At 72.0% G+C, this 16,558-nt stretch carries 18 protein-coding genes; 7 read left to right on the forward strand and 11 right to left on the reverse strand.

Translation table 11 applies throughout. From position 1 onward, the window contains the following. Nucleotides 1-63: 63 nt before the first annotated feature. Genes ACWTPI_RS26160 through ACWTPI_RS26175 form a run of 4 tightly spaced genes read right to left on the reverse strand, consistent with a single transcriptional unit; the run spans nucleotide 64 to nucleotide 3,614 of the window. Entirely contained in the window at nucleotides 64-1,407 is a 1,344-nt protein-coding gene (locus ACWTPI_RS26160) for an ATP-binding protein (RefSeq protein WP_454733166.1), read from the reverse strand. Further along, the gene (locus ACWTPI_RS26165) at nucleotides 1,404-2,111 is read right to left on the reverse strand and encodes a response regulator (RefSeq protein ID WP_454733167.1); all 708 of its coding nucleotides are present in this window, start codon (nucleotides 2,109-2,111) and stop codon (nucleotides 1,404-1,406) included. Before ACWTPI_RS26165 ends, ACWTPI_RS26160 begins: the two co-directional genes overlap by 4 nt. Before the next feature lie 25 nt (nucleotides 2,112-2,136). Beyond that, complete coding sequence (locus tag ACWTPI_RS26170; protein WP_454733168.1) at nucleotides 2,137-2,934, reverse strand: ABC transporter permease; 798 nt, start codon at nucleotides 2,932-2,934, stop codon at nucleotides 2,137-2,139. Then, complete coding sequence (locus ACWTPI_RS26175; protein ID WP_020204835.1) at nucleotides 2,931-3,614, reverse strand: ABC transporter ATP-binding protein; 684 nt, start codon at nucleotides 3,612-3,614, stop codon at nucleotides 2,931-2,933. The genes ACWTPI_RS26170 and ACWTPI_RS26175 overlap by 4 nt, the downstream gene beginning before the upstream one ends. Nucleotides 3,615-3,906: 292 nt before the next feature. Here ACWTPI_RS26175 and ACWTPI_RS26180 point away from each other — a divergent pair, with 292 nt between their 5' ends. The 4 genes from ACWTPI_RS26180 to ACWTPI_RS26195 all read left to right on the forward strand — a co-directional run bounded on the left by ACWTPI_RS26180 (nucleotide 3,907) and on the right by ACWTPI_RS26195 (nucleotide 7,583). Then, complete coding sequence (locus tag ACWTPI_RS26180; RefSeq protein ID WP_020204836.1) at nucleotides 3,907-4,302, forward strand: cupin domain-containing protein; 396 nt, start codon at nucleotides 3,907-3,909, stop codon at nucleotides 4,300-4,302. 64 nt (nucleotides 4,303-4,366) lie between these two features. Continuing rightward, nucleotides 4,367-5,344, forward strand: a complete 978-nt coding sequence (locus ACWTPI_RS26185; protein WP_454733169.1) for a Bug family tripartite tricarboxylate transporter substrate binding protein — start codon at nucleotides 4,367-4,369, stop codon at nucleotides 5,342-5,344. A gap of 66 nt (nucleotides 5,345-5,410) precedes the next feature. Next, the gene (locus tag ACWTPI_RS26190; protein WP_369796921.1) at nucleotides 5,411-6,403 is read left to right on the forward strand and encodes a tripartite tricarboxylate transporter substrate binding protein; all 993 of its coding nucleotides are present in this window, start codon (nucleotides 5,411-5,413) and stop codon (nucleotides 6,401-6,403) included. Nucleotides 6,404-6,410: 7 nt separating this feature from the next. Beyond that, entirely contained in the window at nucleotides 6,411-7,583 is a 1,173-nt protein-coding gene (locus ACWTPI_RS26195) for an acyl-CoA dehydrogenase family protein (protein ID WP_454733170.1), read from the forward strand. Nucleotides 7,584-7,735: 152 nt separating this feature from the next. Here ACWTPI_RS26195 and ACWTPI_RS26200 read toward each other — a convergent pair whose 3' ends face one another. From ACWTPI_RS26200 to ACWTPI_RS26210, 3 genes are all read right to left on the reverse strand, one after another. After that, nucleotides 7,736-7,894 carry a DUF3309 family protein gene (locus ACWTPI_RS26200; protein ID WP_020204840.1) on the reverse strand — a complete coding sequence of 53 codons (159 nt, stop codon included), beginning with the start codon at nucleotides 7,892-7,894 and terminating at the stop codon, nucleotides 7,736-7,738. A gap of 40 nt (nucleotides 7,895-7,934) precedes the next feature. Continuing rightward, complete coding sequence (locus ACWTPI_RS26205; protein WP_020204841.1) at nucleotides 7,935-8,117, reverse strand: glycine zipper 2TM domain-containing protein; 183 nt, start codon at nucleotides 8,115-8,117, stop codon at nucleotides 7,935-7,937. 203 nt (nucleotides 8,118-8,320) lie between these two features. Continuing rightward, entirely contained in the window at nucleotides 8,321-9,181 is an 861-nt protein-coding gene (locus ACWTPI_RS26210) for an NAD(P)-dependent oxidoreductase (protein WP_454733171.1), read from the reverse strand. A gap of 414 nt (nucleotides 9,182-9,595) precedes the next feature. On the opposite strand from ACWTPI_RS26210, the gene ACWTPI_RS26215 reads away from it, so the two are divergent. After that, nucleotides 9,596-9,985, forward strand: coding sequence for a hypothetical protein (locus tag ACWTPI_RS26215; protein ID WP_020204843.1), 390 nt, complete (start codon nucleotides 9,596-9,598; stop codon nucleotides 9,983-9,985). Nucleotides 9,986-10,092: 107 nt separating this feature from the next. On the opposite strand, the gene ACWTPI_RS26220 is transcribed toward ACWTPI_RS26215, so the two are convergent. The 3 genes from ACWTPI_RS26220 to ACWTPI_RS26230 all read right to left on the reverse strand — a co-directional run bounded on the left by ACWTPI_RS26220 (nucleotide 10,093) and on the right by ACWTPI_RS26230 (nucleotide 14,146). Then, nucleotides 10,093-10,581, reverse strand: a complete 489-nt coding sequence (locus ACWTPI_RS26220; RefSeq protein ID WP_020204844.1) for a hypothetical protein — start codon at nucleotides 10,579-10,581, stop codon at nucleotides 10,093-10,095. Between the two features lie 210 nt (nucleotides 10,582-10,791). Continuing rightward, complete coding sequence (locus ACWTPI_RS26225; RefSeq protein ID WP_454733172.1) at nucleotides 10,792-12,981, reverse strand: cation:proton antiporter; 2,190 nt, start codon at nucleotides 12,979-12,981, stop codon at nucleotides 10,792-10,794. Nucleotides 12,982-13,219: 238 nt separating this feature from the next. After that, on the reverse strand, nucleotides 13,220-14,146 hold the full coding sequence (locus ACWTPI_RS26230) for a LysR family transcriptional regulator (protein WP_020204846.1): 927 nt from the start codon (nucleotides 14,144-14,146) through the stop codon (nucleotides 13,220-13,222). 161 nt (nucleotides 14,147-14,307) lie between these two features. On the opposite strand from ACWTPI_RS26230, the gene ACWTPI_RS26235 reads away from it, so the two are divergent. After that, the gene (locus ACWTPI_RS26235; RefSeq protein ID WP_454733173.1) at nucleotides 14,308-15,282 is read left to right on the forward strand and encodes a 3-hydroxyacyl-CoA dehydrogenase family protein; all 975 of its coding nucleotides are present in this window, start codon (nucleotides 14,308-14,310) and stop codon (nucleotides 15,280-15,282) included. Nucleotides 15,283-15,331: 49 nt separating this feature from the next. Continuing rightward, complete coding sequence (locus ACWTPI_RS26240; protein ID WP_454733174.1) at nucleotides 15,332-16,174, forward strand: 3-keto-5-aminohexanoate cleavage protein; 843 nt, start codon at nucleotides 15,332-15,334, stop codon at nucleotides 16,172-16,174. Nucleotides 16,175-16,206: 32 nt separating this feature from the next. On the opposite strand, the gene ACWTPI_RS26245 is transcribed toward ACWTPI_RS26240, so the two are convergent. Then, nucleotides 16,207-16,482 (reverse strand): hypothetical protein, encoded by a 276-nt coding sequence (locus ACWTPI_RS26245; protein WP_020204849.1) that lies wholly within the window; start codon nucleotides 16,480-16,482, stop codon nucleotides 16,207-16,209. Nucleotides 16,483-16,558 lie beyond the last annotated feature (76 nt).

The following is a 16,558-nucleotide window of genomic DNA, read 5'->3' on the forward strand; positions in this document are numbered from 1 at the left end:
GTGGGCGGGCAAAGGCGGCCAGTGTAGGGGCCGCTGCCTTAAGGAAGTCTTAAGCAGGAAGTCTTAAGCGGGAAGTCCCGGGCCGGAAGCCTGGGCCGCCGGCGCCGCGAACAGCACCGACACAGTCAGCCCGCGGCCGCCGGGGCCGTCCTCCAGCACCACCGTGGCGCCGTGGCGCACGGCGATGTTGCGCACGATGGCCAGGCCCAGCCCGCTGCCGTGCGCGTCGCCGGACTCGCCGCGGTGGAAGCGCCGGAACACGTTCTCGCGCTCGGCCGGAGGGATGCCCGGGCCGGTGTCGCTCACGCCCAGCGTGGGCACGCCGTCGCGCCGCTCGATGCGCAGGTCCACGCGCCCGCCCGGGCCGGTGTAGCGCACCGCGTTGTCGGCCAGGTTGCGCAGCAGGATGAACAGGTCGGCCGCCACCGCGCGCACGCGGCAGTCCGCCTCGCGCGCGTCCAGGCCCAGGTCCACGCCCTTGGCCTCGGCCATCGGCAGCAGCTCGCGCACCACCTGCACCGCCACCTCGCGCAGCGATACGTCGGCAAGGGCGGCGGTGGCGGCCGGGGTGCCGTCCTCGCTGCGCGCCAGCGTCAGCAACTGGGCCACCAGGTGGGTGGTGCGGTCGAGGCGCTCGCCGAGCTTGACCAGCGCCTGGCGCTGCTTGTCCTCGCTGTCGGCGCGCAGCGCCAGCTGCAGTTGCAGCTTGAGCGCGGCCAGCGGCGTGCGCAGTTCGTGGGCGGCGTCGGCGACGAAGGCGCGCTGCGTGTCCATCGCCTGGCGCAGGCGCGCCAGCAGGTCGTTGAGCGCCGCCACCACCGGCACCAGCTCGGGCGGCCAGCCGTGCGCGGGCAGCGGCTCCAGGGCCTCGGCCGAGCGCTGGCTCATGGCGCGCGCGATGTCGTCGACCGGGCGCAGCGAGCGCCTGACCACCAGGTGGATCAGCAGCCCCAGCACCGGCACCAGCGCCAGCACGGGCAGCAGCGCGCCCAGCGCCAGCGAGGCCGCCAGCTTGCTGCGGAACGCCGCCGACTGCGCCGCCTGCACGTAGCGCCCGTCTTCCAGCAGCCCGTACACGCGCCATTCGTGCCCGGCCACGCGCATGTCGTGAAAGCCGGCCAGCCTGGCGCGCGGCAGCGTGAGCGGATGGGAAGCGAAGGTCAGCCGGCCGTTGTCGTCCCAGGACTGCACCACGATCTCCTCGTCGAGCTCGTGGCTGCCCAGCGGCGGCGTGGCCTGCGGCGCGATCTCGCGCGGCAGCATGCGCGCGGCCTGCTGCAGCTGGCCGTCGAAGACCTCGCTGGCTTCGTGGCGCACCTTGAAGTAAGCCGCGGCGCCGGCGACCAGCGCGCACGCCAGCATGGTGACGAGCAGGCCGGCGAGCAGCTTGGCGCGGATGGTCCTCATGCGGCGTTCCCGGCCGCGTTTCCGGCTACATTCCCGGCTACATTCCCGAGCTTGTAGCCGATGCCGCGCACGTTGCGGATGAACTCGGCGCCGAGCTTCTTGCGCAGCGCGTGGATGTGCACTTCCACGGTGTTGCTGCTGATTTCCTCGTTCATGTTGTAGACCGCCTCGCGCAGGCGCTCGTGCGTGACCACGTGGCCGGGCTGCTCCATGAGCGCCTGCAGCACCATGAACTCGCGCATCGACAGCGCCACGATGTCGCCGCCGCAGCGCACTTCGCGCGTGGCGGGGTCGAGCCGCACGCGGCCATGCGCCAGTTCCGTGCCGACCCGGCCCGCGCTGCGCCGGATCAGCGCGCGGATGCGGGCGAACAGTTCGTCGAGGTCGAACGGCTTGACGAGATAGTCGTCGGCGCCGGCGTCGAGGCCGCGCACGCGGTCGGCGGTGGCGTCGCGCGCGGTCAGGATCAGCACCGGCATCGCCATGCCGCGCCCGCGCAGCAGGCGCAGCACGTCCTCGCCCGAGCGGCCGGGCAGGCCCAGGTCGAGCAGCACGGCGTCATAGGTGTCGGGCACGTTGGCCGTGAGCGCGGCCGCGGCGAGGCGGCCGTCGTTGACCCAGTCGACGGCGTAGCCTTCGCCGCGCAGGCCTTCTTCCACGCTTTCCCCGATCATCGGGTCGTCTTCCACCAGCAGCAGGCGCATGGTCCGGGTTCCTCGGGTTGGGGCATCAGCGCCGCCGCAGCCGGTCCAGGCGCAGGCGGTGCCGCTCGTCGGTCAGGCGCCGCGCCGCCAGCGTGGCGGCCAGGACCGCGCCCAGCATGCTGCCGCCGGCGAGCAGGAACATCAGCAGGATCTGGTAGCGCGCGGCGGCGAGCGGGTCCATGCCGGCGAGTATCTGCCCGGTCATGATGCCGGGCATGGTGATGATGCCGGCCGCGGCCATCGTATTCAAGGTGGGCAGCAGGCCGCTTTTCACCGCCTGGCGCACGATGGGTCCCAGCGCGGCGCGGCGGTCGTCGCCCAGCGCCAGGCGCGCGTCGATGGCGGCGCGCTGGTGCCAGGCCGCGGTGAAGGCGCCGTCGAGCGCCAGGCTGGCCGCGTTCATCGCGTTGCCGAGCACGATGCCGGCCAGCGGGATGGCGTGGCGGGCATCGTACCAGGGCGACGGGCGCAGCGCGGTGGTCAGCGCCAGCACCGTCACCGCCAGGGTGGGCACGCTGACCGCCGCGGTGCCGATCAGCGCCTGCCACGGGCCGGCCAGGCGCCGCTCCTGGCGGCTGCCGGCCTCGCGCGCGGCGGCTGCGATCATGGCGGCCACCACCAGCGCGGTGACGAGCGGCGACGACCATGCGAACACCGCGCGCAGCGCCAGGCCGACCAGCAGCAGCTGCACGATCATGCGCGCGGCCGTCCACAGCAGCGCGCGGTGCACGCCGAGCGAGAGCGCCAGCGAGGCGCCGGCGCCGGCCAGCACCAGCAGGCTGGCGATGGCGAGGTCGTAGAGCGACAGCGGAATCGGCGTCATGCGGGCAGCGCCTCCAGGCCGGCGGCGCCCAAGAGGTAGTGGCGGTTGCCCAGGCGCGCGGCCTGCTCCGGGTTGTGCGAGACCACCAGCAGGCCGAGCCCCAGCTGCTGGCGCGTGCGCAGCAGCGCCTCCACCGCCAGCGTGCTGTCGCGGTCCAGCGCCGAGGTCGGCTCGTCGAGCAGCAGGAAGCGCGGGCGGCGCACCAGCGCGCGCACCAGCGCCAGGCGCTGGCGCTCGCCGGTGGACAACTGGCCGACCGGCGCGCGCAGGATGTCGGCCGGCAGCCGCAGCGGGGCCAGCATCGCCGTGGCGGCGGGCACGTCCTCCATGTGTTCCAGCACGTGGTCGCTCCACCAGCCGGACTCGGCCGCCACGTACATGACCTGGCGGCGCCAGGCCGGGCCGCCGAAGCGCTCGCGCGGCATGTCGCCGAGGCTCACCTGGCCCTGGCTGGGGTCGAGGTCGGCGATCATGCGCAACAACAGGCTCTTGCCCGTGCCGGAGGCGCCGGAGACGATCGCGCACGTGCCCGGCGCCACGCACAGGCTGAACGGGCCGCGGCCCGCGCCGCTCACGGCGCGCACGCGCAGGCTGGCCGGGCCGGCGAGGTCGGAGAGGCCGGCGAGCGGGGCGCGGGCGGGCATGGGCGTCAGCGTGGGAGCGGCGTCGGTGTCTGTCATCGGTAGGGCCATCCGCGCGCGGGTGGCGCGCGGTCGCGCCGCCGGCGGGCGGCCGGGATGGTGGCGGGCAACGCCGCAAGGATAGGGCATGGCGGCTTAAGGAAGAATTAAGAGGCGCCGGCGCGGTGGCGGCACCGGGTTCGGGCGCGCCGGCGGCGGTATCGGTGTTTTTAGTAGTTGACTAGATTTTTCATGGGGATAAAATTTAATTCACAAACATGAAAAACAGCATGCCGGACCCGGCCCGCCCGCCAAGCGCGCGGCGGCGGCCCGGCCGGCAAGGAGACCATCGATGGCCGCAGCACCGGCGCCCGCCTATTTCGTCCGCACCGAGGAGGTCGCGGGCTATCACCCCGCCAACCACGTCGGCACCCTGAACCGCCGCATCATCGGCCGCGAGAACGTGGGCGCCACGCAGCTGGAGGTCATCCACGGCACCATCGAGCGCGGCAAGGGCGCCTTGCCGCACGCGCACCCGGGCATCGAGCAGGTCTGCTACGTGCTGGAGGGGCGGGCGCGCGCCGAGGTCAACGGCCAGTCGCGCGAGCTGGGCCCGGGCGACTGCTGCTTCTTCCCGGCCGACGCCATGCACGTGTTCACCGTGATCAGCGACGAGCCGGTCAAGCTGCTGGTGATCTATGCCCCGCCGTACGAGGAATCGCCGCAACGCGTGATCCGTCCGGCGTGAGCCCCGGCGCACGCCGCGGGCGTGCCCTTGCGACGTTCGTAGTCCAAGCCTGGAGGAGATGCAGATGATCTTGTGTTCCCGACGCCGCTGGCTGTTGTGCGCCGCGCTCTCGGCCGGCCTGCCGGTTACCGCGTGGAGCGACGCCTATCCCAGCAAGTCGATCCGCATGGTGGTGCCCTACGCGCCCGGCGGCGCCACCGACGTGGTGGCGCGGCTGGTCTCGCAGAAGCTGTCGGAGGCCCTGAAGCAGCCGGTGGTGGTGGAAAACCGCCCGGGCGCCAACGGCATTATCGGCACCGACGCGGTGGCGCGCGCCGCACCCGACGGCTACACCATCCTGCTCAACACGGCCGGCGCGCAGACGCTCAGCCCGGTGCTCTACAAGGCGGGCTACGACCCGCTCAAGAGCTTCGCGCCGGTCAGCCTGATCAGCAGCATCGGTTTCGTGATGGTGGTGCATCCGTCGGTGCCGGCCAAGACCGTGCAGGAATTCGTGGCATTGGCGCGCAGCAAGAGCCGGCCGCTGAGCCTGTCGGCCGGCAGCAGCATGATCGAGCTGATCGGCGAGACCTTCAAGGCCACCGCCGGCACGCCGGACATGGTCAGCGTGTCCTACCGCGGCACCGGGCCGCAGATGCAGGCGGTGGTGGCCGGCGAGGTGGACATGACCATCGACCCGTTCAACGGGATGGCGATGATCCGCGCCGGCCGGCTGCGGCCGCTGGCGGTGCTGTCGCCGAAGCGCTCGCCGGCGCTGCCCGAGGTGCCGACCATGCAGGAAGCGGGCATCCAGGGGCTGAACTTCAATTCGTGGGCGGGCCTGCTGGCGCCGGCCGGTACGCCGAAGGAGATCGTGGAGCGGCTGAACCAGGAAATCGTGCGCATCGTCGCCGAGCCCGAGATCAAGGCGCGGCTGGCGGCGATCGACTACGAAGCGGTCGGCAGCACGCCCGAGCAGTTCGCCGCCGTCATCGCCGACGACGCGGCGCGCTGGGCCAGGCTGGTCAAGGACACCAACTACAAGGACAAGACCGCGCCGTGAGCGCGGCGGCCCATCATCAACAGCCGGCGCGACCAGGACAGCCGGCGGCAACAGGAGACAAGACACATGGCAATGCTTACCACGCTGCGGCGCGCGGCGCTTTCCTTCCCATCGCTGGTGCTGGCGTCGCTGGCGCTGGCCGCGCCGCTCGCCACCGCCGCGGATGCCTATCCCAGCAAGCCGATCCGGATGGTGGTGCCGTTCGCGGCCGGCAGCGGCACCGACGCGGTGGCGCGCATCACCGCCAAGGAGCTCGGCGACGCGCTCCGGCAGAACGTGGTGGTGGACAACCGCCCGGGCGCCAACGGCGCGATCGCCGCCGAGATCGTGGCGCAGGCGGCGCCGGACGGCTACACGCTGTTCATGACCACCAACACCACGCATTCGGCCAATCCGTCGCTGATGAAGAAGCTGCCGTACGACCCGATCCGCGACTTCACGCCGGTGGCGCGCATGGGCAACCTGCCGTTCATGCTGGTCATCAACCCGAAGCTGCCGGTGAAGACGGTGCCGGAGTTGATCGCCTATGCGCGCACGCACCCGGGCATGTCCTACGCCAGCGGCAACAGCACCGGCATCGTCTCGGGCGCCACCTTCGCGCGGCTGACCGGGCTGGACCTGCTGCACGTGCCGTACAAGAGCACGCCGCCGGCCATGACCGACGTGATCGCCGGGCAGGTGCCGATGATGTTCGTCGACGTGGCCGCCGGCATCGCCAACGTCAAGGCCGGCAAGCTGCGCGCGCTGGCGGTGACCACCGCGCAGCGCAGCCGCCTGCTGCCGGACCTGCCGCCGCTGGCGGACGCGCCGGAACTCAAGGGATTCGACATCACCTCGTGGAACGGCGTGTTCGCGCCCGCGCACGCGCCGGCCGAGGTGGTGGACAAGCTCAACCAGGCGCTGTCGCGCATCGCCGCGAGCAAGGAGGTGGCGCCGCGCTTCGAGGCGCTGGGCTTCGAGGCATTCGGGCAGTCGCCCAGGCAGTTCTCCGGCTTCGTCGCGGGAGAGCTGGTCAAGTGGACCAAGCTGGTCAAGGACGCCGGCATCCAGCCGGAATGAGGCAGGCATGAACTTTGAAAGAACCCCGGAGCAGCGCGCCATCGTCGAGGCGGTGACGCAATTGTGCGGCGACTTCGGCGCCGACTACTGGTCGGCGCTGGACGAGCGGGGCCGGTTTCCCGAGGCCTTCCACCAGGCGATGGCCAGGGCCGGCTGGCTCGGCATCGCCATGCCGGAGGCCTATGGCGGCGCCGGACTCGGCATCACCGAGGCGGCGCTGATCATGCAGGCGGTGTCGCGGTCGGGCGCCGGTTTCTCGGGCGCCTCGGCCATCCACATGAACGTGTTCGGGCTCAACCCGGTGGTGGTGTTCGGCAGCGCGCGCCAGCAGCAGGCCGCCTTGCCGCCGCTGATCGCCGGCGCCGAGAAGGCGTGCTTCGCCGTGACCGAGCCGGACGCCGGGCTCGACACCACGCACCTCAAGACCCAGGCCGTGCCGTCGGCCGACGGCACGCACTACCGCGTCGACGGCCGCAAGATCTGGATCTCCACCGCGCAGGTGGCCGACCGCATGCTGCTGCTGGCGCGCACCACGCCGCTGGACCAGGTGGCCAAGCCCACCCAGGGCCTGAGCCTGTTCTACACGGCGCTGGACCGCCAGCACGTCGAAGTGCGCGAGATCCACAAGATGGGCCGCGCCGCGGTGGACTCCAACATGCTGTTCATCGACGGGCTGCGGGCGCCGGTCGAAGACCGCATCGGCGAGGAAGGGCGCGGCTTCGAGTACATCCTGCACGGCCTCAACCCCGAGCGCATCCTGATCGCGGCCGAGGCCGTCGGGCTGGGCCGCGCGGCGCTGGAGGCGGCCACGCGCTACGCGAAGGAGCGCACCGTGTTCGGCCGCCCGATCGGGCAGAACCAGGGCATCCAGCATCCGCTCGCGCAGGCGTGGATGGCGCTGGAAGCGGCGGACATGATGGTGTGGAAGGCCGCGTGGCTATACGACCAGGGCAAGCCGTGCGGCGCCGAGGCCAATACCGCCAAGTACCTCGCCGCCGAAGCCGCGCACCAGGCCTGCCAGACTGCGGTGCTCACGCTGGGCGGCATGGGCTACGCGCGCGAGTACCAGGTGGAGCGCTACCTGCGCGAGTCGTATATTCCGCGTATCGCGCCGGTCAGCGCCCAACTGATCATGTGCCATATCGCCGAGCGCGTGCTGGGGCTGCCCAAGTCGTACTGACCGCGCCGGGCAGGGCGACTCTTTAGCGGTTGCCTCGCAATCCCGTCTCCGGGGCCGCCATTCTTTCAGCGATGAAAATAATGAAAAACGCGCCGCCGTCGCCGGCGGCGCGTTGCGTGTCGTGTCCTGCGTTGGGTTCCAGGTCCCGCTAGCTACAGGCGGCCCATCAGCACGAGGATCACCACGATCAGCACGACCAGGCCGAGACCGCCGCTGGGGTAATAACCCCAGCCGGTGCTGTACGGCCACGCCGGCAGCGCGCCGATCAGCAGCAGGATGAGAATGATGAGCAGGATCGTGCCGATCGCCATGATGGGCTCCTTTCCGGTTGGATGTCTGCGCCGGGCGGGCTTACTTGCCCAGCTCGTGGCCGATGACGGCGCCGCCCACGGCACCGCCGATGGTGGCCGCCGTATTGCCGTGGGAGAGTTCATGCCCCGCCACGCCGCCGGCCACCGCGCCCGTGGCGGTGCAGCCGTTCAGGCCGATCAGCAGGGCCGCGCCCGCGGCGAGCGCGCTTGCGAGTCTCAACATGGTGGTCTCCTACATGCCTGGTTGGTGCCTTCCTGGTGATGGGCGTGGCGCGCAGGACGCGCCCGCCATGCTTCGAGGATAGCCGGGCAGGGCGCCGCGCCCTGCGGGGCGGGCGCTGATATGGCTGTAGGAATCGGACGACGCCGCGGGTGCGGCGCCGCCGGCGCGGGAGGCGCGCGAAGGAGGGAGGGGGCTGAGGGGGCTTAGCGCAGCCGCTTGATCAGCGACGAGGTGTCGGCGCGGCCGCAGCCGTCCTGCTGCAGGTCGGCGTAGAACTGGTCGATCACGGCCGTGACCGGCAGGCTGGCGCCGTTGCGGCGCGCCTCGTCCAGGCACAGGCCGAGGTCCTTGCGCATCCAGTCCACCGCGAAGCCGAAATCGAACTTGTTCTCGATCATGGTCGGGCCGCGGTTTTCCAGTTGCCACGAGCCGGCGGCGCCCTTGCTGATGACGTCCAGCACCACCTTCATGTCCAGCCCGGCGCGCTCGCCGAAGGCGATGGCTTCGGACAGCCCCTGCAGCAGGCCGGCGATGCAGATCTGGTTGACCATCTTGGCCAACTGGCCGGCGCCGCTGTCGCCGATGCGGGTGACGGCGCGCGCGTAGGCACCCAGCACGGGTTCGACGCGCTCGTACACGGCTGGGTCGGCGCCGCACATGATGGTGAGGATGCCCTTCTGCGCGCCCACTTCGCCGCCGGAGACCGGCGCGTCGACGAAATGCAGGCCGCGCTGCGCGGCGGCGGTGGCGAGTTCGCGCGCCACGTTGGCGCTGGCGGTGGTGTGGTCGACGAACACGCAGCCGGCCGGCGCTTCGGTGAAGGCGCCGTCGGCGCCGGTCATCACCGCGCGCAGGTCGTCGTCATTGCCCACGCAGGCGCAGACCACTTCGGCATCGCGCGCGGCCAGCGCCGGCGTCGCGGCCGACTTTCCGCCGAACTCGGCGACCCAGCGCTCGGCCTTGCTGGCCGTGCGGTTGTAGACCGTGACCTGATGGCCCTTGGCGGCGAGATGGCCCGCCATGTGATAGCCCATGACGCCGAGGCCGATAAATGCAACACGCATGACTGGAAAGCTCCGAGACCGGCAGGCCGACGTTGCGCGCCTGCGCGTGGTGCGGTGCGGCCGTGGCGGCCCGCACGCGCATGAAGAACCGGGCGGCAAGCCCGCCGAAGCAGCGAATGCTGCCATTCTTGCACTGCAACGTCAACCGCGCCGGCGCAGGCGTGCCGCTGACGGTCCGCCCGGCTTCGCGGGGCGCCGCGCCGGTCTCGATGAACGTGCGCGCGCGCATGCCGCCGCGGCGCCGATGCCGATGGTGGGACGGCGCTCACAGGCCCGCGCGGCGAGGTTCCCCGCGCGCGGCGCCGGTGCCTATGCTTAAGGCGTAGTAAGGCAAGCCGCGCCCGCACCGACGCGGCGGCGGCATGCCGATGCCTGGCGCGGGCATTGCGCGCTGGCGGTTGTGCAGGAGGGTGTATGAGAACGCTGGGCTTGCTGTTGGCCACCTCGGTGGCGATGGCGTTGCCGCTGCGCGCGGGCGCGGCGGGTTGTCAATATGACATGCAGTGCAAGGGCGAGCGGATCTGTCAGCAGGGACAGTGCGTCGCGCCCGACGACGACACGGACGGGGACCAGGCCCGCCCGCCAGCGTCCCGATCCGCCCAGGTGCCACCCGCCACCGCGACCCCCGCCTCGGCCCGCGCTAGCCGGAGCGCGCCGCCGGCCGCCGACGATCCGCTGTTCTGCTGCACCGTGGCCGGCAAGCTCCGCCCATACGGTAGCCTGCCCGCCGACACCGCCGTGGGCGGCGCCTGCCAGGGCGCGACCAACTCGGGCAAGCCGGTGCCGGGGACCGCCTGCCATTGAGCGCCATCGGGAAGGAAGCATGTTTCGCGCGGCCGCCGGCGGTACAAGTCAGGTGGCATCTGCCGCGCCGCGCAGCGACACCGGCATCGTCCTCTCGGCAGCGCTAATCAGGCCGGCGCCGCGCCGTCGCCGGCAGGGGCCGGCAGCAGCGGCGCGGCGCCGGGCAGGCAGGCGGTGACCCATTGCGTCATCGCCTCGCCCACGGCCGGCAGCGAGGTGCCTTCGGGCAGGAAGTCGCGGCCCATCACGCAGAACTGGAAGGGGTCGCCGCCGGTCATGAAGGCGAACTGCTGCTGCACGCCTTGCGCCCATTGCTGGTGGGCCGCATGGAGGATCTCGTTGAGGCTGGTGACATAGGCGGCAATGCGCTGCCCGATCACGTCGGTCATCTCCGGCCGGAACATGCCGAACGAGAATGGCCGCGCCGCGGTTTCGGCCGCGTACTCCGCGCCTTCGGCGAACAGCGCCGCCGCCGTCTGCGCGTTCAGCGCGCCGATCTTCTCCGCCGCCTGCGCCCACATGTCCGAGAGGCCCAGCAGCGGGCCGCGGTACGACAGTTCCGCCTCGACGGCAGCGGAGCGAGAGGGTTGCGCCATGAATGTCTCCGGGAATGCGACAAGCGGCGCCCGGAAGGATTCCCGGGGCGGCATGGTGGCCTGCTGCGCCGCAGCATCGCTGCTAGTCAGCATAGGCGGATTCGACCCGGAGTCAAGACGTGAAACGCGCCGGCGCGCGCGCAGCGGCCGTCACACGGGGTGGCGCCAGCGGGACGGCTGGCGATGCCGCGGAGGTTGCCGGCGCCAGCGCTAGTAAGGCTCGCGCGTTTCCGGCACGGGCTGCTGCTGGGGCCGCGGCGACGGCGCCTGCGGCGCGCTGGTGCCCGCCGGCGCCGCCGCGGGCGCGGCGTCCCATGCGCTGCGCAGCGGCGGGCGCGCCAGGTTGGCCTGCCAGGCGCGCCGGATGACCTGCGCGATCTGGTTGTAGGCCTCCTTGGAAATCACGTTCTCCTCGCGCATGGCTTCCAGCGAGCGTTCGCCCTTGCGCAGCGCGAACAGCATCAGCAGGCGTTTTTCCAGCGCCAGCGTGTAGCCGCCGAACTGCGTGCGCATCTCGTCCAGGCCGGCCAGCACCGCCTTGTTCCGTTCGGCCAGCACGCCGTCCAGCACCGTCGCCAGGCGCACGCCGAACACCGGCGTGAGCAGCGAGCGGTTGTACTGGCGCAGGCGCTCGAGCACGGTCTGGCGGCATACCAGCAGCTCGAAGCGGTCGGCCAGCGCGCGCGCCAGCGGGCGGTCGACCGACAGGCGGCGGTGCAGGAACAACGCGATGCGGTAGCCCAGCTGGTAGTCGAGGATATGGCGGGCGGCGCGGTTGTAGCCGAGGCGGCCCTGCTCGCGCGCGGCGTCGATCATGCGCGTGGTGTTGCGCACCATCGCGTCGAGGTTGGCGACCGAGATCACGCCGTCGCCGTATTCGGGGATCAGCTCGCGCTCGCGCGTGGCCAGCGTGACCAGGCCGATGCTGAGGCGGTCGCGCTCGGACAGCGCGGTGTCGAAGTCGAACTCCACCGAGCCGAGCTCGATCTCGCGCCGGTAGTGCAGCGCCACCTCGCGCGCCGCCGCGGGCGGCAGCACGAAGGTCTCGGCGATGTGGTTGAGCGTGGTCTCCACCTCCTCGGTGGAGAGCTGGATGGCCTGGCGCTGCAGCGCCAGGTCCTGCGGCGAGAGCCGGTCGAGGCCGAGCTGGTGGATCAGCCAGCGCAGCGTGGTGCCGTTGAGCAGCAGGCTGACCAGCACGAAGCCGGTGGCCAGGATGGCGATGAAATGGCGCGATGCGTAGGGCAGCGACGCATTCTCGGCGATGTCCAGCGCCAGCACCAGCGTGACGGCGCCGCGCAGCCCGCCCCAGGCGATGGCCAGCTTGTAGGCGCCGTTGATGGGCGTGCTGAGATTGAGCCAGGACAGCAGCGGCAGCAGGCCGAACAGCGTCAGCAGGCGCGCGGCCAGCGCCGCCAGCACCAGCACGGCCAGCATCAGGCCGTGGTGCGGCGTCACGCCGGCCAGCAGCGACGGCACCCGCACCGCCGCCAGCAGGAAGACGATGGCCCCGGCGATGCCGGCGAACTGCTCCCAGATCATGCGCAGGTGGCCCCAGTTGCGCGGGCTCAGGCGGGTCGGCCCGAGCGCGCTGACCATCAGGCCGGCGCATACCACCGCCACCACGCCGGACACGCCCAGCATCTGCTCGGCCAGCAGGTAGAGCGGGTAGGGCAGCGCCAGCGTGAGCGCGCCCTCGGCCATCGCCAGCCCGGCCAGGCGCGGCAGCAGGTCGGCCACCAGCCGCCCGGCCACGGCGCCGCACAGTACGCCGCCGGCGAAGGACCAGCCGAGCTGGCGCAGGCCGGCGGCGAGCGTGGCCTCGGTGCCGTGGCCGGTCAGCATGGCCACCAGCACGCCGGCGATGGCGATGGCGGCCGCGTCGTTGAGCAGGCTCTCGCCCTCGACCAGCCGGATCAGCCGGGCCGGCGCGCCCACGTCGCGGAAGATGGCGATCACCGCGGCCGGGTCGGTGGTGGCGACCACCGCGCCGAGCAGCAGGCACACTACCAGGCTGGTGCCGCTGGCCAGCGAAGTGACCAGCCCGATCACGCCGGTGGCCACGATCACCGCGACGATGGCCAGCAGCAGCACGGGCGCGGCGTCCGGCAGCATGTTGCGCACGTCGGCCGTCAGCGCGGCGTGGAACAGCAGCGGCGGCAGGAAGATCCACAGGTAGGCCTCGGGCGGCAGCGCCGGGTCGATCAGCGGATGGAGGAAATGCTGGGCGAACTGCGGCGCGGCGGCGTCGATGGCCACGTAGCCCGCGCCGATGGCGATGCCGATGGCCGAGAGCAGCGTGGACTCCGGCAGCGTCAGCCTGGCCGCGGCGACCTGCACCACGGCCACGATGGCCAGCAGCGCGCCGGCCAGGATCAGCACGTCGACGACGATGTTCAAGCGCGCCTCCGTGCCGCGGCGGGAAGGGCGGCGAGAATGGCGGTGGAGATGGCGGCGGCAATGGAGGCAGGCATGGCGGCGGGCATGGCGACGGACATGGCCGCGCCGGCGGCACAGACAAGGGGTACGGCGGGGATTGTGGCTGGAGATGTCACTGCGGGTTCCTCGGGCGGCTGCCGGTTCAGACCATACCGCGAATTGCCGCGCACATTCAAGCGCCGCGCGGCCCCGGCGCGCGTCAGTTCGCCTCGCGCACGCCGCCGCCGGCCTGCGCCAGGTGCTCGCGCAGCACGGCCACCAGCGCGGCCGCGGCCGGCGACAGGCTGCGGTTGCGCGGCGTCACCAGGCCGATCGAGCGCTCGGTGACGGGCTCGGTCAGCAGCCGCTCGACGATGCCGGGCTGGCGCACCGTGCCCGCGGCGATCTCCGGCAGCGCGGCCACGCCGAAGCCGCACTCGACCATCGCCGCGATGGTGGCCAGGTGCTCGGCCTCGAAGCCGGGCTGGAAGCGGATGCGGTTCTGCAGGAAGGCCCACTCGGCGTACTGGCGCACGCTGCTGGGATGGGTCATCGAGACATGCTCGGCGTCGAGCGTGTCGGCCCAGCGCAGCGGCCCGGCGCCTTGCGCCAGCGCGTGGCCGGCCGGGATCAGCAGCACGAAGCGGTCGGACATCATCGGCTCGTAGTGCAGGTCGGCCTGCTGCGGGTCGGCGGCGGTCAGCGCGAAGTCCACCTCGCCCGCGCGCACCAGGTCGAAGGCGGGGCCGGACAGCGTGTCGCAGACCTTGAGCGCCACCGCCGGGTGGCCGCGCCGGAAGGCCATCAGCACGCGCGGCAGCAGGCGCGCCGCGAGCGAGGGCAGGGCCGCCACGGCAACCTGGCCGCGCTCGGCGCTGGCGATGCCGCCGACCGCGTCGATGGCATCGCGGAAAGCGGCCTGCAGCACGGCGGCCTGCTGCTGGAAGACCTCGCCCGCGGCGGTGAGCCGCACCGTGCGGGTGGTGCGGTCGAACAGTCGCACGCCGAGCGCTTCCTCGATGCGCAGGATCTGCGTGGACAGCGCCGACTGCGACAGATACAACTGGGCCGCAGCCTGGCGGAAGTTGAGGGTGCGGCCGAGCACCAGCGTGGTCTCGATGTCGCGCATCGACAGGTTGATTTTCATGCGATTGATCTCGTTTGTAGATCAGTTTATCCGTAAATACTGATTCATCAATCAAAGCGCCTTGTCTACACTTGGCGGTCCGATTCGGAACGCCGGCGGACAACCCCAGCGGATACCGCCAGCCACAAAACGCCAGCCACGACAGACAAGGATTCCCTCCCATGCCGGACACCCCCGCAACTTCCCCGCTCGCCGCACCCGGCAAGGCCCACGCCGTGGTGGCCGGCGGCGGCACGATGGGTGCCGACGTGGCCGTGGTGCTGGCGCGCGCGCATTGCCGCGTCACCGTAGTGGAGCCCGACGCCGGGCGTGCCGCGGCGGTGTCGGCCCGGGTCGGCGCCAACCTGGCCGCGATCGGGCCGCATGCCGAGGCCGGCATGGCCGGGCTGGCCGTGGCGGCGTCGCCCGAGGCCATCGACTGGCGCGCGGTGGACCTGGTGATCGAGTGCATTCCCGAGCGCCTCGACCTCAAGCGCGCGCTGTTCGCCGACCTCGTGCGGCGGGCGCGCCCGGATGCCGTGCTGGCCAGCAACAGCTCCAGCTTTCCGATCAGCGCCATCGGTGAGGGACTGGCCACGCGCGAGCGCATGTTCGGCCTGCATTTCTTCATGCCGGCGCACCTGGTGCCGCTGGTGGAAGTGGTGATGGGCGACGACAGCGACGAAGCCGGCGCCGACGCGCTGATCGCCTTCATGCGCCGCTGCGGCATGGTGCCGGTCAAGGTCAGGAAGGACCTGCCCGGCTTCCTGGCCAACCGGCTCCAGCACGCGCTGTCGCGCGAGGCCTTCGACCTGATCGACCGCGGCATTGCTTCGCCCGAGGACGTGGACGCGGCGGTGCGCTTCGGTTTCGGCTTCCGTTTCCTGGCCGCGGGCCCGGTCCTGCAGCGCGACCATGCCGGCATCGACGTGCACGCCGCCGCGGGCGCCACCATGTACCCCACGTTCTGCAACGCCGCCGAGCCGGCGCGCTGCCTGAGCGAGCGCGCCGCGGACGGTCGCCACGGCATGAAGGCCGGCGAAGGTTTCTACCCGTGGACGCCGCAGTCGATCGCGGCCGAGCGGCAGCGCTATGACCGGCTGCTGCGCGCGGGGCTGGACCTGATCGCGCCCGAACTGCCGAAGATCGAACCCTGAGCCGCAGCCACGTTCCCCACGCTCCCCACACCATCCCTACCGAAGCCACATGACCGGACAAGCCCTGCTGGCGGATTCGCCGCTGATCATCACCGTCGCGCCCAACGGCGCCTACAAGACCGCCGCCGACCACCCGGCCGTGCCGCTGACCGCCGCGGCCCTGGCGGCCGAGGCGCGCGCCTGCCTGGATGCGGGCGCCGCCATGATGCACATGCACGTGCGCCAGCCCGATGGCCGCCACTCGCTCGACGCGCAGCTTTACCGCGAGGCGCTCGCCGCGGTGAAGCAGGCGGTGGGAGACCGGTTGCTGGTGCAGGTGACGAGCGAGGCCGCCGGCATCTACCGCGCCGCCGAGCAGATCGCGATGGTGCGCGAACTGCGGCCCGAGGCGGTGTCCATCGGCCTGCGCGAGATCGCCGTGCCGGACATCCCCGAGGCCGAGCTGGCCGCCTTCCTGGCGTGGCTCGCGCGCGAGCGCGTGATGACGCAGATCATCCTGTACGACGCCGCCGACGTGGCGCGCTGGCAAGCGCTGCGCGCCCGGGGGCTGGTGCCGCCGGGCGCGTGGTCGGTGCTGTTCGTGCTGGGCCGGTACGCGGCCGGGCAGGTCTCGTCGCCGCGCGACCTGCTGCCGTTCCTGCAGGTGTTCGATGGCTCGCTGCCGTGGGCGATCTGCGCCTTCGGGCAGGAGGAGCATGCCTGCGTGACTACCGCGGCGGCGTTCGGCGGGCATGTGCGCGTGGGTTTCGAGAACAACCTGAAATTGCGCGACGGCAGCATCGCGTCGGGCAACGCGGCGCTGGTCCGGCAGGCCGCGGAAGGGGCGCGGGCGCTGGGCCGCCCGCTGGCCTCGGCCGCCGAGGCGCGCGGCCTCTACGGCGCGATCCGCTGAGCCGGGCCGCACGCCCCGCGTGGGCGCCGGCTTCAGGCGCCGTCGGTGAACGGATCGCGCGGGCCGTTGCGGGAAGCGTCGACGTAGACGTCGCGCGGGCTGATGTTGCCGCCGCCGTCGGTGTACGGGTCGCGCGGGCCGTGCCGGTTGGCGCCCTGCGAGAAAACGTCGATGCCCTGCGCGGTGGCGGCGCCGTCGAGGTAAGGGTCCGCGCTGCGCGGCGCGGCGCTGGCGAGGCCGGCGGCGCCGGCCAGCGTGGCGGCAGTGGCGGTGAGCAGAAGGGCTTGCCTGAGCTTGAGAGTACGCATCGTTGTTCTCCTTGGGATTTGCCGATCGCCATCGATCGACCACGGAAGCGAGTCTAGGAACGGCGCGCCCACGACA

This window comes from Cupriavidus ulmosensis (assembly GCF_977008105.1).

Coding starts and splice junctions, on each gene's coding strand:
- ACWTPI_RS26160 (WP_454733166.1), bottom strand. CDS start 1,407: ATGAGGACCATCCGCGCCAAGCTGCTCGCCGGCCTGCTCGTCACCATG.
- ACWTPI_RS26165 (WP_454733167.1), bottom strand. CDS start 2,111: ATGCGCCTGCTGCTGGTGGAAGACGACCCGATGATCGGGGAAAGCGTG.
- ACWTPI_RS26170 (WP_454733168.1), bottom strand. CDS start 2,934: ATGACGCCGATTCCGCTGTCGCTCTACGACCTCGCCATCGCCAGCCTG.
- ACWTPI_RS26175 (WP_020204835.1), bottom strand. CDS start 3,614: ATGACAGACACCGACGCCGCTCCCACGCTGACGCCCATGCCCGCCCGC.
- ACWTPI_RS26180 (WP_020204836.1), top strand. CDS start 3,907: ATGGCCGCAGCACCGGCGCCCGCCTATTTCGTCCGCACCGAGGAGGTC.
- ACWTPI_RS26185 (WP_454733169.1), top strand. CDS start 4,367: ATGATCTTGTGTTCCCGACGCCGCTGGCTGTTGTGCGCCGCGCTCTCG.
- ACWTPI_RS26190 (WP_369796921.1), top strand. CDS start 5,411: ATGGCAATGCTTACCACGCTGCGGCGCGCGGCGCTTTCCTTCCCATCG.
- ACWTPI_RS26195 (WP_454733170.1), top strand. CDS start 6,411: ATGAACTTTGAAAGAACCCCGGAGCAGCGCGCCATCGTCGAGGCGGTG.
- ACWTPI_RS26200 (WP_020204840.1), bottom strand. CDS start 7,894: ATGGCGATCGGCACGATCCTGCTCATCATTCTCATCCTGCTGCTGATC.
- ACWTPI_RS26205 (WP_020204841.1), bottom strand. CDS start 8,117: ATGTTGAGACTCGCAAGCGCGCTCGCCGCGGGCGCGGCCCTGCTGATC.
- ACWTPI_RS26210 (WP_454733171.1), bottom strand. CDS start 9,181: ATGCGTGTTGCATTTATCGGCCTCGGCGTCATGGGCTATCACATGGCG.
- ACWTPI_RS26215 (WP_020204843.1), top strand. CDS start 9,596: ATGAGAACGCTGGGCTTGCTGTTGGCCACCTCGGTGGCGATGGCGTTG.
- ACWTPI_RS26220 (WP_020204844.1), bottom strand. CDS start 10,581: ATGGCGCAACCCTCTCGCTCCGCTGCCGTCGAGGCGGAACTGTCGTAC.
- ACWTPI_RS26230 (WP_020204846.1), bottom strand. CDS start 14,146: ATGAAAATCAACCTGTCGATGCGCGACATCGAGACCACGCTGGTGCTC.
- ACWTPI_RS26235 (WP_454733173.1), top strand. CDS start 14,308: ATGCCGGACACCCCCGCAACTTCCCCGCTCGCCGCACCCGGCAAGGCC.
- ACWTPI_RS26240 (WP_454733174.1), top strand. CDS start 15,332: ATGACCGGACAAGCCCTGCTGGCGGATTCGCCGCTGATCATCACCGTC.
- ACWTPI_RS26245 (WP_020204849.1), bottom strand. CDS start 16,482: ATGCGTACTCTCAAGCTCAGGCAAGCCCTTCTGCTCACCGCCACTGCC.